16 protein-coding genes are annotated in these 15,554 nt (G+C 75.1%); 15 read left to right on the top strand and 1 reads right to left on the bottom strand.

The window, feature by feature from the left end; all coding sequences use genetic code 11:
- Window position 1: 1 nt before the first annotated feature.
- From AB0P06_RS16440 to AB0P06_RS16415, 6 genes are all read left to right on the top strand, one after another.
- The gene (locus tag AB0P06_RS16440) at window positions 2–1,357 is read left to right on the top strand and encodes an O-antigen ligase family protein (RefSeq protein ID WP_363607959.1); all 1,356 of its coding nucleotides are present in this window, start codon (window positions 2–4) and stop codon (window positions 1,355–1,357) included.
- On the top strand, window positions 1,354–3,096 hold the full coding sequence (locus AB0P06_RS16435) for a lipid II flippase MurJ (protein ID WP_363607958.1): 1,743 nt from the start codon (window positions 1,354–1,356) through the stop codon (window positions 3,094–3,096). The genes AB0P06_RS16440 and AB0P06_RS16435 overlap by 4 nt, the downstream gene beginning before the upstream one ends.
- Before the next feature lie 193 nt (window positions 3,097–3,289).
- Entirely contained in the window at window positions 3,290–4,015 is a 726-nt protein-coding gene (locus AB0P06_RS16430; RefSeq protein ID WP_363608013.1) for a polysaccharide deacetylase family protein, read from the top strand.
- On the top strand, window positions 4,012–5,127 hold the full coding sequence (locus tag AB0P06_RS16425) for a glycosyltransferase (RefSeq protein WP_363607957.1): 1,116 nt from the start codon (window positions 4,012–4,014) through the stop codon (window positions 5,125–5,127). The genes AB0P06_RS16430 and AB0P06_RS16425 overlap by 4 nt, the downstream gene beginning before the upstream one ends.
- Window positions 5,128–5,180: 53 nt before the next feature.
- Window positions 5,181–5,936 (top strand): hypothetical protein, encoded by a 756-nt coding sequence (locus AB0P06_RS16420; protein ID WP_363607956.1) that lies wholly within the window; start codon window positions 5,181–5,183, stop codon window positions 5,934–5,936.
- The gene (locus AB0P06_RS16415; RefSeq protein ID WP_363607955.1) at window positions 5,933–7,096 is read left to right on the top strand and encodes a GNAT family N-acetyltransferase; all 1,164 of its coding nucleotides are present in this window, start codon (window positions 5,933–5,935) and stop codon (window positions 7,094–7,096) included. The genes AB0P06_RS16420 and AB0P06_RS16415 overlap by 4 nt, the downstream gene beginning before the upstream one ends.
- Before the next feature lie 41 nt (window positions 7,097–7,137).
- Here the strand turns inward: AB0P06_RS16415 and AB0P06_RS16410 are convergent, their stop codons facing one another.
- On the bottom strand, window positions 7,138–8,223 hold the full coding sequence (locus tag AB0P06_RS16410) for a glycosyl hydrolase (protein WP_363607954.1): 1,086 nt from the start codon (window positions 8,221–8,223) through the stop codon (window positions 7,138–7,140).
- Window positions 8,224–8,575: 352 nt separating this feature from the next.
- Here AB0P06_RS16410 and AB0P06_RS16405 point away from each other — a divergent pair, with 352 nt between their 5' ends.
- From AB0P06_RS16405 to AB0P06_RS16365, 9 genes are all read left to right on the top strand, one after another.
- On the top strand, window positions 8,576–9,505 hold the full coding sequence (locus tag AB0P06_RS16405) for a hypothetical protein (RefSeq protein WP_363607953.1): 930 nt from the start codon (window positions 8,576–8,578) through the stop codon (window positions 9,503–9,505).
- Between the two features lie 234 nt (window positions 9,506–9,739).
- Complete coding sequence (locus AB0P06_RS16400) at window positions 9,740–11,338, top strand: ABC-F family ATP-binding cassette domain-containing protein (protein ID WP_363607952.1); 1,599 nt, start codon at window positions 9,740–9,742, stop codon at window positions 11,336–11,338.
- Window positions 11,339–11,665: 327 nt separating this feature from the next.
- Window positions 11,666–11,899 (top strand): helix-turn-helix domain-containing protein, encoded by a 234-nt coding sequence (locus AB0P06_RS16395; protein ID WP_030059940.1) that lies wholly within the window; start codon window positions 11,666–11,668, stop codon window positions 11,897–11,899.
- Window positions 11,900–12,119: 220 nt separating this feature from the next.
- Window positions 12,120–12,926 (top strand): enoyl-CoA hydratase/isomerase family protein, encoded by an 807-nt coding sequence (locus AB0P06_RS16390; RefSeq protein ID WP_363607951.1) that lies wholly within the window; start codon window positions 12,120–12,122, stop codon window positions 12,924–12,926.
- A gap of 167 nt (window positions 12,927–13,093) precedes the next feature.
- Entirely contained in the window at window positions 13,094–13,615 is a 522-nt protein-coding gene (locus AB0P06_RS16385; RefSeq protein ID WP_363607950.1) for an Asp23/Gls24 family envelope stress response protein, read from the top strand.
- Window positions 13,616–13,661: 46 nt separating this feature from the next.
- Window positions 13,662–13,853 (top strand): hypothetical protein, encoded by a 192-nt coding sequence (locus tag AB0P06_RS16380; RefSeq protein WP_196951007.1) that lies wholly within the window; start codon window positions 13,662–13,664, stop codon window positions 13,851–13,853.
- The gene (locus AB0P06_RS16375) at window positions 13,853–14,200 is read left to right on the top strand and encodes a hypothetical protein (protein ID WP_363607949.1); all 348 of its coding nucleotides are present in this window, start codon (window positions 13,853–13,855) and stop codon (window positions 14,198–14,200) included. The genes AB0P06_RS16380 and AB0P06_RS16375 overlap by 1 nt, the downstream gene beginning before the upstream one ends.
- Entirely contained in the window at window positions 14,197–14,853 is a 657-nt protein-coding gene (locus AB0P06_RS16370; RefSeq protein ID WP_363607948.1) for a DUF6286 domain-containing protein, read from the top strand. The genes AB0P06_RS16375 and AB0P06_RS16370 overlap by 4 nt, the downstream gene beginning before the upstream one ends.
- Window positions 14,854–14,884: 31 nt before the next feature.
- A complete protein-coding gene (locus tag AB0P06_RS16365; protein ID WP_363607947.1) occupies window positions 14,885–15,523 on the top strand; it encodes an alkaline shock response membrane anchor protein AmaP in 639 nt (212 codons plus the stop codon).
- Window positions 15,524–15,554: the final 31 nt, after the last annotated feature.

The following is a 15,554-nucleotide window of genomic DNA, read 5'->3' as shown; positions in this document are numbered from 1 at the left end:
CGTGGCCCTCACCCTCTCCGCCGCCCCCGGGCCCGCCCGGCTCTTACGCCGGGCGGGCGTGGTGCTCGCGGCCCGGCCCAGCCTGCTCGCCGCCGCCACCGTGCTGCTGGTCTGCGTCCCCACCGGGGAGAAGGACGTCACCGCCGCCGTCCACATCACCGCGGCCGACCTCGCCTCGCTGGCCCTGGTCGCGGTCACCGCCGTCCACCTGCTGCGCGGCCGGGCGCCCGTGCTCGGCCCGGCCGCCTGCGCGCTGTTCGGCGGGATCGTGTTCGCCGCCGCCGTCGCCACCGTCAGCTCGATCGACCCGGCCACCAGCCTCACCGGCTTCGTCCGGCTCACCCAGGTGTTCGTCCTGGTGCCCGTCGGCGTGCTGTGCGCCCTGCGCGACCGCACCGACCAGCGGCTGGTCCTCGGCTCCTTCGTCGCCGCCGCGCTGATCCAGGGCGCCGTCGGCGCCCACCAGTACCTCACCGGCACCGGCGCCTCCTACACCGGCCGGCCGATCCGGGCCGTCGGCACCTTCGGCGCGCTCGACATCATGGCGATGTCCACCGTGGTCGGTTTCGGCCTGCTCGCGGCCCTCGCCCTGGCTCTCGGCGAACGCGGCCCCGGCGGCGACCGCCGACTGCGCCGGGCGATGTACGCGGCCGCCGCCTTCCTCGTCTTCCCGCTCGCCGTCTCGTTCAGCCGGGGCAGCTGGATCGCCACCGGCGCCGCCGCCGTCGTCCTGCTGCTGCGTGCCGATGCCCGGCTCGCCGTCCGCAGCGCCGTACTCGGCCTCGCCGCCGTCGTGGTCCTGGTCGGCGGCCTCGGTCTCGGCGCCTCCGGCGTCACCGACCGGCTCAGCAGCATCGGCTCCGTCTCGGCCGCCCCCGACCAGTCGGTCTCCGACCGCTACGACCTGTGGACCACCGCCACCCGGATCTGGCAGGACCACCCGGTCGGCGGCGCCGGGCCCAAGGCCTTCCAGCAGCTGCGCGACAGCCACGCCCCGCTGCGGCTCTCCTCCGGCAGCGACGCCGCCGACGCCACCATCGGCTTCCAGCGCGAACCGCTGCTCTCCCCGCACAACATGTACTTCCTGGTCCTCAGCGAGCAGGGCCTGATCGGCATCGTCGCCTACACCGCGCTCTTCCTCGGCCTCCTCATCGGCTGCCTGCGCCACCCGGGAGGGCCGGGCGGCGGGCCCGGGCTGGGCGCCCTCGCCCTGCTGGTCTGGGTGCTGGTCGACTACCTCTACTCCGACATCGGCGGCACCACCACCGTGCTGACCTCCGTCGTCCTCGGCCTCGCCGCCCACACCGCCCGTGCCCACACCGCCCGTGCCGGCACCCCCGGGGCGGTCGCCCGGTGACCACCGACCGCCCCGCGCTGACACCGGCGCTGCCCGCCCCCCGCACCGCCCCGGCCGGCGGGCCCGCCGCCCCGGCCGGGCCCGCCCGGCCCGGCGGCGCCGCGACCGCCCCCCGGCGCGGCTTCCTCGCCAAGGCCTTCGGCGTCACGGCCGTGCTCAGCGCCGCCGGCTCCGCCCTCGGACTCCTCCGCGACCTGCTGCTGGCCCGCTACTTCGGCGCCAACCAGGGCACCGACGCCTTCCTGGTCGCCTGGACCGTCCCGGAGACCGCCGCGCCGCTGCTGATCGAGGACGCCATGTCCTTCCTCATGGTGCCCGCCTTCGCCCTGGCCCTGGTGCTGCGCGAGGAGCACCCCGAAGGTCCCGACCCGGTACGGCAGTTGGTCCGCTCCACGCTGCCCTGGCTGCTGCTCGCGCTCAGCACCCTCTCGCTCGGCACCGCCCTCGGCGCCCCCCGGCTGGTCGAGTTCCTCGCCCCCGGCCTGGCCGACCCCGGGCTGGCCGTCAGCTGCACCCGGATCACCGCGCTCACCGTGCTGCCGTTCGGCGTGGCCGGCTACCTCGCCGCCGCGCTCCGCGCCCACCACCGTTTCACCGCCCCCGCCGGGATCTACGTCGCCTACAACGTCGGCATCCTCGGCGTCCTGCTGAGCTGCCAGGCGTTCTGGGGGGTGCGCTCCGCCGCGATCGGAGTCGCCGCCGGCAGTCTGCTGATGGCCGGGCTGCTGGTCGGCCCGTTCCTGCGCCGGCTGCGCGCCGGCCGCCCCGTCCGCGGCCGGCGCCCCGCCGACTCGCTGGTGCTGATCCCGCTCGCCCTGCTCCCGGTGGCCGCCTTCACCCTGACCCGCCAGGCCCAGGTCTTCATCGAGCGCTTCCTCGGCTCGGCCCTGCCGCCCGGCACCATCTCGCATCTCAACTACGCGGCCAAGGTTTCCCAGCTCGCCATGACGGCCGCCCTCCTGATCTGCACCGTCACCTTCCCGCTGGTCGCCCGCGCGCTCGCGGCCGGTGACCTCGCCGCCGCCCGCGACCGGGTCGAGAAGGACCTCGGCCAGGCCGCCGCGGTCGTGCTGCTCGGCACCGCCTTCCTGCTCGCCTGCGCGCCCTCGACGGTCGCCCTGCTCTTCGAACGCGGCGCCTTCGGCCCACGGGACACCGCCGCCACCGCCGCCGTGATCCGGGTCTACAGCTTCGGCCTGCCCGCCCAGGCACTGATCGGTGTGATGATCCGCCCGTACTTCTCGCTGCGTCCGGTGGTCCGCCGGGCCGGCGAGCCGGGCGCCGAGGACGGCGGACGCCGGCTGCTCGACTGGCTCCCGGCCGCCGCCATGGTGCTCGGCCTGGCCGTCACCGCCGTGGTCGGCCTGCTCACCACCCCCCGGTTCGGCGCCCTCGGACTCGCCGCCGGGAACGCCGCCGGCATCACCACCACCGCCGTGCTGCTGCTGCGCGGCCTCGTCCTGCGGGGCATCGCGCTGCGGCTGCGGCGAGTGCTCGGCGGCCATGCCCGGCTGCTGGCCGCCGCCGGTGGCGCCGCCGCGGCCGGCGCGGCCGTCGCCGGGCTCCCCGCCGACCCGCTGCTCTCGACCCTGCTCGGGGGCCTCACCGTGGCGCTGGCCTTCGCCGCCCTCGGCACCGGCCTCGGTGCCCGCGAGGTGCGCGGCCCGGTCCTCGCCGCCGTGCGGGCCCTGAACCCGTCACCTGTCGTCGACGAAGGGAAGCCCTCCCATGGACGTTGAACGGGGTTCCGCCCGTCCGGCCCGGCCGGGCGTACGCGGTTCCGTCCTGCCGGCGTCGGCGGGCCCGCGCACCGACCCGCCGCGCACCGACCCGCCGCGCACCGACGTCCTCAGCCCCTCGGCGAGGCTGCCGAGAAGCCGCCGCCCCGCCGCCGGACCGCCCGGCCCGGGCGCCCCCCACCCGTGGATCCTGATGTACCACTCGGTGGCCGTCGAGCAGGAGGACCCGTACCGGCTCACCGTCAGCCCCGAGCGGTTCGCCGACCAGATGGACTGGCTGCACCGGCGCGGCCGGCGCGGCGTCTCGGTCCGTGAACTCCTGCGGGCCCGGGCGGCCGGCCGGGGCGACCGGCTGGTCGGCCTCACCTTCGACGACGGCTACGCCGACTTCGCCCGGCACGCCGTGCCGATCCTCCAGGCGTACGGCTTCACCGCCACCGCGTACGTGGTCGCCGACCTGCTCGGCCGGGACAACGACTGGGACACCGAGGGCCCGCGCAAGAAGCTGCTCACCGGCCGGCAGGTCGCCGAACTCGCCGCCACCGGCTGGGAGATCGGCTCGCACGGCCTCGGCCACCAGGCCCTGCCCGGCCTGCCCGCCGAGGTGCTCGCCGCCCAGACCAGGGAGAGCCGCCGGGCCCTGGAAGAGGTCGTCGGCGGTCCCGTCACCGGCTTCTGCTACCCGTACGGCGCCGTCGACCTGCCCGCCACCCTCGCCGTCCGCGACGCCGGCTACGACCACGCCTGCGCCATCGCCCACTCCCCGCTGACCGGCCGCTACGCCCTGCCCCGCTGCTACGTCGGCGACCGCGACGGCGCCTGGCGGCTGCGCGCCAAACGCGGCCGGCACCGGCTGCGCGACACCGTCACCGAACTGCGCCGCAGCCGCGTCGCCACCCGCCGGGAGGCCGGCCGGTGAGGGTGCTGCACATCGTCACCGGCCTCGCCTCCGGCGGCGCCGAACGCCAACTCCAGCTGCTGCTACGGCATCTGCCCGCGCACCAGCACTGCGAGGTGGCCGCGCTGACCAACCCCGGCACGGTCGCCGACGCGCTGCGCGCCGACGGGGTGACCGTCCACCACCTGGCGATGCGCGGCAACCGGGACGTCGGCGCGCTGCCCCGGCTGGTCCGGCTGATCCGCGCCGGCGGCTACGACCTGGTCCACACCCACCTCTACCGGGCCGGGCTCTACGGACGGCCGGCGGCCCGGCTCGCCGGGGTCCGGGCGGTGGTGGCCACCGAGCACTCGCTGCACGCCGGGGCGATCGAGGGCCGTCCGGTCACCCGTGGCGTCAAGGGCCTCTACCTGGCCGCCGAGCGGCTCGGCACCACCACCGTCGCGGTCTCCCGGCAGGTCGCCCAGACCCTGTACGCGTGGGGGGTGCCGCCGGCCCGGGTCGAGCTGATCCCGAACGGCATCGACGCCGCCCGCTACCGCAGGCCGGACGCCGAACGGGCCGCAGTGCGCCGCCGGGTACGGGCCGAACTCGGCCTGCCGCAGGGGAGCTGGGTGGTCGGCGGGGTCGGCCGGCTGGTGCCCGGCAAACGCTTCGACGTCCTGCTGGAGGCCCTGGCCGCGGTGGACTCCGGCACCCGGCTGGTGCTGATCGGCGAGGGCCCGGAGCGCGCCGCCCTGGAGCGCCGGGCCGCCCGGCTCGGCGTCCGGGACCGGCTGGTGCTCACCGGCGAACGCGACGACGTGCCCGAACTCCTCACCGCCCTGGACGTGCTGGCCGCGCCCTCGACCGAGGAGACCTTCGGCCTCGGCGTCCTGGAGGGCCTCGCGGCCGGTCTCCCGGTCCGCCACAGCGCCTGCCCGGCCCTGGACGAACTGCCGCCCGCCGCCGCCCCGCAGGCCCGCCGGATCCCCTCCGAGGCCGCCGCGTACACCGCCGCGCTGCGCGACCTGCGCCACCTCAACATCCACAGCACCGCCCCGCTGCCCCACCCCCCGGCGGTCGGCCACTACGACATCGTCCGGGTGGCCGCCGACCTGGGCGCCCTCTACGACCGCCTGGCACCCGCCTGACCGGCCGGCGGCCCGTGCAACCCCGGACCGCCCCACACCCTACGGAGCACCCCATGTCCGAATCGCGCCGAAGCGTCCGCACCCTGGCCCTTCGCTGGTGGCCGGTGGCCCTGGCGGTGCCGCTGGGCGCCGCCGCCGGCGCCGGGTACGCCGCCGTCGCGCACCCGTCGTACGCCGCCAACTCCTATGTGGTCGTGGTGCCGCAGAACCCCGGGGAGAACGCCGTCGCGGTCAACTTCGCCCAGGCGTACGGCCGGCTGGCCGGCCAGCCGCAGGTGCTCGGCACGGCCGCCGCCGAGACCGGCCACCGGCTCTCCGAGCTGGAGACCCTGGTGCACGGGACCACCTCCCCGGACGCCCCGGTGATCGAGATCACCGGGACGGGGGCCAGGCCGCGGGAGGCCGTCGAGACCGCCGACGCGGTGGCCCGCTCCCTGGTCGCCCTCGCCAACGCCAACAGCAAGGAGACCGGCGTCCGGCTGGTCCCGCTGGCCCCGGCCGCCGAGCCGGGCAAGCCGACCACACCCTCGGCCCGGCTGGACGTCGCGGTCGGCGGCGCGGCCGGCCTGCTGATCGGCGCACTGGTGCTGGCGACCCGCCGCCGCAGCCCCGGGGCCGAGCCCGGTCCCCGGCCCGCCGAGCCGGTGCCGGCCGCCCCGCCGGTGCCCGGGTCCGTTACCACCCCGCGCCCCCGGACCGGCGCCGCGCAGACCGCACCGCAGGCGTACCCGGACGGACCCGGCGAGCCCGGGGTCTACGCGCTCCAGGCCCCCGCCGAGCCGAAGACCGCCGCCGGGAGCCCCCGATGAGCACCGAGGCGGTGGCCGCCACCGGCCTGCCCGCCCAGACCGGCACCCCGCGCTGGACCAGCGAGCTGCGCCGCGAGGACGACGCCCTGGAGACCCTCGCCGAGGAGTGGGACGACCTGGCCGGCCGCTGCCGGACGGCCACCTTCTTCCAGGCCGCCGCCTGGCAGTGCTCCTGGTGGCGCCAGTACGGCCGCCCCGGCGAGCTGCTGGTCGTCCTGGTCCGCGAGGACGGCCGGCTGGTCGGCGCGGGCGCCTTCCGGCGGCGCGGCGGCCCGCTCGGCGGGCTGACCGGGCTCGGCGACGGCCTGATCGACTTCACCGACATCCTGCTCGACGACGCCTGCGCCGACCGCGCCGCCGCCGCGTTCGCCGAGGCCCTGCCGCTCACCCGCCCCTGGCACAGCCTGGAGCTGCGCGAGGTGCACCCGGAGGCGGCGGTGCAGCGGGTGTTCGAGCAGTGGCGGGGCAGCCGGCGCCGGTTCGCCGACTCGCTCTGCCAGTACCTGCCGGCCGTCCCGATGGACCAGCTGCTCAAGCGGGTGCCCGGCAAGACCGCCCAGCGCACCCGGGTGAAGCTGCGCAAGATCGCCGAGGCCGGGGTCGAGGTCCGCCCGACGCCGCCCGAGGACGTGCCCGACGCGCTGGACGCCCTGCTGCGGCTGCACTTCCTGCAGTGGCAGCAGCGCGGCGTCACCCCGGAGCACCGGACCGAGCGGTTCGCCCGCCACCTCACCGAGTCCACCACCGGCCTGGTCGCCACCGGCCGCGCCGCCGTCCACCAGTACTGGCTGGACGACGAGCTGGTCGCGGTGAACCTGCTGCTGCTCTGCCCGTCCTTCGGCGGCCTCTACCTGTACGGCGCGCACCCGCGGCTGCGCGAGCGGCTGGACATCGCCGGGCTGCTGTTCGGCGCGGCGCTGGAGGAGACGGTCGGCGCGGGCGTTCCGGTGCTCAGCCTGCTGCGCGGCCAGGAGCCGTACAAGCAGCGCTGGCGGCCGGACCAGCTGGCCAACCAGCGGCTGCTGTTCGGCCCGCGCGGTCCGGCCCCGGCGGCCGCCGTCAGGGCCGGTTCGGTCCGGGCCCGGCAGGCGGTGGTGCGGGTGCTGACCACCCGCCTGCCGAGGCTCAAGGAGGCGCTGGTGGCGCATCGCCGGAGCTGAACCGGCCGCCGGCCCGGGCCGCCCCCGGTGCCGGGCCCCGCTCAGCGCGGGCCCGGCACCGGGGTGGTGCTCGGGGGCGCCGTGGCGGGCGCCCCCACGGAGCCCGACATCAGCTGCCGGAACCGGGCGGTGGACCGCGGGTTCCGGTCGCACTGCCAGAACCCGTGCGGACAGTAGTCGGTGACCGTCTGGTAGCTGGTGTCATGGGTGCGCATCCACTCCACCATCCGCTGCACGAACTCCGGGTTGTCCCCGTTGCGGAACAGCCCCCACTCCGGGTACGAGACGGGCTTGCCGCGCTTGGCGGCGAACTCCACCTGGTCCTGCAGCCCGTACGGCTCGCGGACGTAGTCGTCGAAGGTGGCGCCGGCCGGCTGGTCGTAGCTGTCCATGCCGATGATGTCCACGACGTCGTCGCCCGGGTAGCACCTGGTCCACGGGATGGCGTCCAGCCCCCGGTTGGGCGTGAAGTCGAAGCGGAACCGCTGCCCGGGCACCGAGCGCATCACCCCGACGATCCGCCGCCAGTACGCCTTCCAGGCGGTCGGGTCGGGCTTGCAGCGGTGGGTGTAGGTGACGCCGTTCATCTCCCAGCCGAGGGTGAGCACGGCGTCGGCGCCGCCCAGCGCGACCAGACGGCGGGCGAGCTTGAGGAAGTGGCCGTCGAAGTCCCCCTGTACGCCCTGGCCGAGCAGCCTGGCCACCTCGCCGTCCGGCACGTTCGCCTCGCTGGGCACCAGCATCGGCACGCCGAGCACGAGCATCCGGGCCGGGTCCGCCAGCCGCCACTGCGACCACATGCCGAGCACCATGGCCTCGCCCTCGACGTCCGCCCAGCTGTTTCCGGCCAGATAGGTGTGGCCGACCTGCAGATTGGCGTCATTCAGCCACTTCGCGAAGTGGTCGATCTGCGGGATGTAGGTGTCCCAGGAACCGACGAAGGCCCCGAACGGCGGCTCGTGCCCGGCCCGCTGGACGGCCGGGCGGGTGGCGGCGCCGCGCGGCTGGATGGCGTCCGAGGAGAGGGTGTGCCGTTCGGTCTGGCTGAGCGGGGTCCCGGCCGGGACACTGGCCGTGGTCAGCAGCAGCAGGGAGGCGGCGGCCAGCGCCAGGCGGCCGAATCGCATGGGTCTTCCTCCGGGCGTCGCGGAGCGGTGCGGGATGGACGGACCGTGGTCCCCCGCTCGCAGACAGTAGGCCCAACGGGCGTCGGAAAAGCCGAATGTCACCCTAAAGTGGGCGATATTCGAACGCCGTCTGCCGCAGTGGGCCGTGTATCACCTCTGTAACAGTCCGGGCGGCCCTGGGGGCCCTACCGGGGCGCCCCGCGGAGCCGGCGCCCCGACCGGACGGGGCCGACGGCGCAGGTCGGGGGTGGGACCGGGCGAGGGGTGCGATCCGGCCATCGAGCGGTCCGCGGAACGGGCGCAGGGCCGTGCCCGGCTGACTCGCGCGGGGGGAGAAAGGTACGCTCCGCCCGTGTCCTGGAAGCCGCTGCGTGTACTCACCCCCCGATCGATCCTCCCTGCCCTGGCGGTGCTGCTGGTCCTTGTGGCGGGCGCTGCCGCGCATGCCAACAAGCCGGTGCCGTTCGGGGACCGGGTGGCCGAGCCCGGTGGTGCGAGCGTCAGCACGGTCAACGCGCAGTCGCCGGGCGCGGCCGACCTGGAGCTGCGGGTGGGCCCGGGCCTGGAGGCGTACAACCGCGCCACCGGGGAGCACGCCTGGTCCTACCGCCGGGAGGGCGCCACCGCGCTGTACCAGGCGATGGCGGGGGAGAACGCCGTGGTGCTCTGGGACGACGGCCTGATCACCTCGGTCCGGCCCGGTGACCACGAGGTGCGCTGGCACCGGGCCGTGCCCGGGCTGGCGGACTGGCTGCGCGGCGAGGGCGAGCCGGGCGCCGACAAGCGCACCGACGAGCAGCGCAAGCAGCTCGCGGTGGAGCGGGCCGCCACCGCGCTGTACACCGTCCAGGAGACCTCGCCGTGGGTGGCCGTGGTCACCCCCAACCTGACCATGGGCCTCCGCGACGCCGACGGTGACCTGCGCTACAACTCCAAGCCGCCCGGCAACTGCGTCTACGACCCGACGCGCACGGTGGGGACGGACTACGCGGTGCTGGTCCCGCGCAGCTGTACCAGCGGCGGCGGTCAGCCGGTCTCCGGCGGCGTCAGCGGCTACCGGCTGGACAGCACCGGCTGGCAGCTCAGCGCAGGCCCGGGGGTGTCGCTGAAGGCGCTGGACGGCCGCCGGGTGCTGATCTCGGACGGCCCGATCGTCGGCCCCAAGGTGTTCGACACCAAGGCGGCGGCCCCCGAGGCGGCCTGCGGCAGCCCGGCCGAGCCGTTCGCCGCCGTCCGCCCGGAGGGTTCCTGCGCGGCCCCGGCGGGTGATCCGCAGCCGTAGGGCGCGTCCGGCGACCCGGGCCCGGCCCCGGTCCCGGTACCCCGCCACGGTAATTCCCGGGGGCCGTGTCGCGCGGCCCGGTAGACTTGCCGTCATGGCTGTTCTCTCCGGGCACTAGCGGGCGAGCGGCGCCGCCCCCGTGCGGTCCGCCGATCACCGACGAAGCCCCTTCCCGCTGCCCGGCCCCGGGCCATGCCCAGGCGCCCGCCCACGTCCCAGGAGTAGTCCCCAGCCATGATTTCCGTCAACGCCCTTGAGCTGCGCGCCGGTGCCCGGATCCTGATCGAGTCCGCCAGTTTCAAGGTCGCCCCGGGCGACCGGATCGGTCTGGTCGGGCGCAACGGCGCCGGCAAGACCACCCTCACCAAGGTGCTGGCCGGCGAGGGCATGCCGGCCGCGGGTACGGTCACCCGCTCCGGCGAGGTCGGCTACCTCCCGCAGGATCCCCGCACCGGCGACCTCGACGTCCTCGCCAAGGACCGCATCCTCTCCGCGCGCGGTCTGGACACCGTGCTGCGGAAGATGCGCGAGAACGAGGACCGGATGGCGAACGGCAAGGGCGCCACCCAGGAAAACGCGATGAAGAAGTACGCGCGCCTGGAGACCGAGTTCCTCACCAAGGGCGGGTACGCCGCCGAGGCCGAGGCCGCGACCATCGCCGCCGCCCTGGGCCTGCCGGACCGCATCCTCGGCCAGCAGCTGCACACCCTCTCCGGTGGCCAGCGCCGCCGCGTCGAGCTGGCCCGGATCCTCTTCTCGGACTCCGACGTGCTGCTGCTCGACGAGCCCACCAACCACCTCGACGCCGACTCGATCGTCTGGCTGCGGGACTTCCTGAAGACCTACAAGGGCGGCTTCATCGTGATCTCGCACGATGTCGACCTGGTCGAGACGGTCGTCAACAAGGTGTTCTACCTGGACGCCAACCGCTCCGCGATCGACGTCTACAACATGGGCTGGAAGCAGTACCAGCAGCAGCGCGAGGACGACGAGAAGCGCCGCAAGCGCGAGCGGGCCAACGCCGAGAAGAAGGCCGCCACCCTCAACGCGCAGGCGGACAAGATGCGCGCCAAGGCGACCAAGACGGTGGCCGCGCAGAACATGGCCCGCCGCGCGGACAAGCTGCTCTCCGGGCTGGAGCAGGTCCGGATGAACGACAAGGTCGCCAAGCTGCGCTTCCCGGACCCGGCGCCCTGCGGCAAGACCCCGCTGACCGCCAGCGGCCTGTCCAAGTCGTACGGCTCGCTGGAGATCTTCACCGATGTCGACCTGGCGATCGACCGCGGTTCGCGGGTCGTCGTGCTGGGCTTCAACGGCGCCGGCAAGACCACCCTGCTGCGGATGCTGGCCGGGGTGGAGAAGCCGGACACCGGCGAGGTCGTCCCGGGCCACGGCCTGAAGATCGGCTACTACGCCCAGGAGCACGAGACCCTGGACCCGGACCGCACGGTGCTGGAGAACATGCGCTCCTCGGCGCCGGACACGGACCTGGTGCAGATCCGCAAGATCCTCGGTTCGTTCCTGTTCTCCGGCGACGACGTCGACAAGCCCGCCGGGGTGCTCTCCGGCGGCGAGAAGACCCGGCTCGCGCTGGCCGCGCTGGTGGTCTCCAGCGCCAATGTGCTGCTGCTCGACGAGCCCACCAACAACCTCGACCCGGCCAGCCGCGAGGAGATCCTCGGCGCGCTGCGCGAGTTCAGCGGCGCGGTCGTGCTGGTCACCCACGACGAGGGCGCGGTCGACGCGCTCCAGCCGGAGCGGATCATCCTGCTGCCGGACGGTGTGGAGGACCTGTGGAGCCCGGCGTACGCCGATCTGGTCTCGCTCGCCTGACCGGCGGTAGACACCTCCTCCGCTTTTTGGACCAGAAAAACTAGTCCTTACGGCGTGTCCGGGAATGAAGAGGTCCGGCATTCCGTTTGAGTAGCTCCTGTCGGCCCGCCACTCGATCGTGGTCGGGCCGACGCTGCTGATCAGCCGTTTCGCTCCGGACGGCGGTATCGCCCCGGGGGCGTGCACTCTGCGTGAGCGCCCTTGTGCGCTCGGATCACCACCGACGGACCGCGCATTCCCGACATCGACCTTGTCGAATGGGTGGCCAGGACGCTGTGGATGGGTGATCATGGGAATCTGACCGAGCAACGCTACGAGGAGGCACGGGTGGCCGAGACTCTGAAAAAGGGCAGCCGGGTGACCGGTGCCGCGCGTGAGAAGCTCGCGGCCGATCTCAAGAAGAAGTACGACTCCGGGGCGAGCATTCGCGCTCTCGCGGAGGAGACCGGTCGTTCGTACGGCTTCGTGCACCGGATGCTGAGCGAGTCCGGAGTGATCCTCCGGGGCCGCGGTGGTGCCACGCGTGGCAAGAACAAAGCTACTGCCGGGGCTGGTTCCTGACGGTCCGTCAATTCTATGAGCGGATGACTCGGCGGCAGGGCGCCGACCGGGGAGGCGGCATCGATCGCCCGCCCCCGGCCACAGCGAACCGGCCGCCGATCGTCATGTCCGCGGTGGCGTCCGTCCCGGCGCCCCGATCTTTCCGCGCCGGCGTCTGCCGCTGCGCCGCCAGTTTTGTTACTCTCCGGTAGCCACGTCCCTCGCCACCGGAGGTCCCCGCATGACCGCCCCCGCCACCGACCCGCAGGCCCCGAGCTGGGAGCAGGACGGCGTCCGTCTGGAGATCGACGGCGCGCTCGCCACCGTCACCCTCTGTCAGCCCAAACGGCGTAACGCCCAGTCGCCCGCGATGTGGCGCGCCCTGGCGTCCGTGGGCCGGCAGCTGCCCGGCCAGGTCCGGGTGGTGCTGCTGCGCGCCGAGGGCGTCTCCTTCTCCGCCGGCCTGGACCGCGCGATGTTCACCCCCGAGGGCATCCCCGGCGAGCGCACCTTCCTCCAGCTGGCCGCCGCCGCGGACCGCGACCTCGACGACACCATCGCCTCCTACCAGGAGGCCTTCACCTGGTGGCGCCGCCCCGACCTGGTCTCGATCGCCGCCGTCCAGGGCCACGCCGTCGGCGCCGGCTTCCAGCTCGCCCTCGGCTGCGACCTGCGAGTGGTCGCCGACGACGTCCAGTTCGCCATGAAGGAGACCTCGCTCGGCCTCGTCCCCGACCTGGCCGGCACCAAGCCGCTCACCGAACTGGTCGGCTACGCCAGGGCGCTGGAGATCTGCGCCACCGGGCGCTGGGTCGGCGCCGAGGAGGCGACCGCCACCGGGCTGGCCAACCTGGCCGTCCCCGCCGCCGAGCTGGACGCCACCGCCCGTGATCTCGCCGCCGCGCTGCTGGCCGCGCCGCGGGACGCCGTCATCGAGACCAAGGCCCTGCTCCAGGGCGCGGGCGGGCGCTCGTACGACGAGCAGCGCTCGGCCGAACGGGTGGCGCAGGCCCGTCGCCTGCGCGATCTGGCCGGCCTCGGCGACTGACGCCCACCGAGCGGGCAGGGCCCGGCTCCGGGGGCGATCCCGGGGAGCCGGGCCCTCGGCGTTCCCCGGGCCGGCCGGCCGCCGTTCCGGGGGCGGGAATCGTGGCGAAATGCCAGAGTTGGAGTGATTCGGGATATAGCTATGGCCGTACGACGGGAGAAGCGCTCATGCCTGACACTCCGACGCCCGCCACGCTGCACAAGAACCCCTCCGCCGCCGCCTCCTCGGCCTCGTCCTCCTCGTCCTCCTCGCTCGCCGAGGGGAAGAGGTCGGCGAGCGAGCGCGGACGCACCGCGCTGGCCGTCGGCGTGGTGGAGAAGATCGCCGGTATGGCCGCCCGCGAGGTCTCCGGCATCCACGCCCTCGGCTCGGGTCTCTCCCGCACCTTCGGCGCGATGCGCGACCGGGTGCCGGGCGGCAAGTCCAGCATCGGACGCGGCATCAAGGCCGAGGTCGGCGAGAAGCAGACCGCCATCGACATCGCCCTGGTCGTCGAGTACGGCGTGGTCATCCCCGAACTGGCCCGCCAGGTACGGGAGAACATCATCGACTCGGTCGAGCGGATGACCGGCCTCGAAGTCGTCGAGGTCAACATCGCCGTCAACGACGTCCATCTCCCCGACGAACCGGACGTCGAGGAGGAGGAAGAGGAGACCCTCTCCTCCGGCCAGCGGCCCAAGCTGAAGTAGCCCGACCGGCCGGACCCGGCCGGCGGCGGAGGACGAGGAGGAGCGGATGAACCTGGCCATCGTCGGCCTGGTGGTGGGTATGGCCCTGGGCTTCGCCGGATATTTCGGCGGGTTCGCGGCCTTCCTGCTGGTGGCCGCGCTCGGGCTGGTCGGCTTCGTGGTCGGGCGACTGCTGGAGGGCGACATAGAGCTCGGTGACCTGGGCGACCTGCTGCGCGGCCGCGACCGGCGCCGCTGATGGCGGCCCTCGCCACCACCTCCCCCCGTGACCCCGGCGCCCGGGGCCGGCTGCGGGTCGCCGACCGCGTCTACGCCCGGATCGCCGCCCGGGCCGCTCGCGAGGCGCTCACCGAGGCGTGGCACGGCCGGGCGGAGCGGGGCAGGCCGCCCAGGGTGTCCGTCTCCACGCCGGGCAGCACCGTCACCGTCCGGGTCGCCGTCGAACTGCCCTTCCCCGCCGACCTGGCGGCGCTCGCCCGGGCCGTGCGCGAGCGGATCGCCGCGCAGGTCGGCGGGCTGACCGGGACCAGGGTGGCCGGGGTGGTGGTGGTCGTCGAGCGGCTGGTGACCGGGGGCCGCGCATGACCGAGCAGACGCCCGGGACACCGTCGGAGGGGGCGGCCGAGCCGGGCCCGCCCACCGAGCCGCCCACCGAGCCGTCCACCGGGGCGCCGAGCGAGCCACGGACCGTCGCGGCCCGGGTGCCCCGGCCGCGGTCCGCGCGGACGGCCGCCGCCGTGCTGGTCGCCACCGGTGTCCTGGTGATCGCCGGGGCGCTGCTCTACGACGTGGTCGCCGTCCGCACCGGGCACCCCGCCCTCCGGTGGCGCGCCGAGACCGCCGACGAGCTGGCCACCCGGCACCTGGACGACCTCTGGGTGCTGATCGGTGCCGGAGCCGCCGCCCTGCTCGGCGGTCGGCTGCTCTGGCTCGCCTTCGCGCCCGGCCTGCGCCGCTGGCTCGCGCTGCGGCCGCACGGTGAGACCGCCGCCGCCATCGACCGCGCCGGGGTGGGCCATCTGCTGGCCGACCGCGCCGCCGGGCTGCCGGGTGTCGAGCACATCGTGATCCGGATCAACCGCCGCCGGGTCCGGGTCACCCTGGTGGGTCCCGCCGATCCGGCCTTCGTCCAGGCCCGGCTGCGGGAGGAGCTGGCGCGGGTGACCCTGGCCCGGCCGCTGCGGCTCGACGTCCGGGCGGACCGTCCGGGGTCCGGAACGCGCGGAGCGGGCGGATGAGCGGCGTACGGGCGGAGAGAGGAGCCGACGGATGAGCCGGTCCACCGTGAACCGGGTGCTGCTGGGAGTGGCCGGGGTGGTGCTGCTGGCGGTCGGGGTGCTGGTGCTGGCCGGCGGGCTCGACCTGTACGGGCGGCTCGGGGTGGATCCGCCGTCGTGGTGGCCGCTCACCTCGCCGGACCAGCCGGTGGTCAGCGTCCGCACCCGGACCCGCTGGGTGGACGCCTCCTGGTGGTGGCCCGCCGTGATCGGCGGACTGACCGTCCTGGTGGCCGGCATGATCTGGTGGCTCTTCGCCCAGCTGCGGCGCAGCGGCCCGGCGAGCATCGACGTCCCCACGCCCGGCGCGCCCGGGCTGCGGCTGCGGCTGCGGACCCACGCGCTGGAGGACGCGCTGGAGACGGGCACGGTGGTGCTCCCCGAGGTCGAGCGGGCAGGCGTCCGGCTGGTGCGTGCGCCGGGTGGGCCGCGGCTGCGCGGCGCCGTCCGGCTGACCCCGGGCGGGGACCCGGCGGCGCTGGTCGAGCACTTCGACACCGGTCCGCGCGCCGACGCCGCGGCCAGCCTCGGGCTGACCGCGCTGCGGGCCGACCTCCGCGTCCGGGTGCTGCGGGCGAAGCACACCGAGCCGCGCCGCCGAGGCCGGCGCAGACAGCCGCGGGTCCGGTGACCGGAGGGGGTGGCGTGGGCCGCCCCCTCCG

The sequence above is a fragment of the Kitasatospora sp. NPDC088351 genome (assembly GCF_040685575.1).
Lineage (GTDB): Bacteria > Actinomycetota > Actinomycetes > Streptomycetales > Streptomycetaceae > Kitasatospora.
This window is presented reverse-complemented; position numbering and strand designations above follow the sequence as displayed.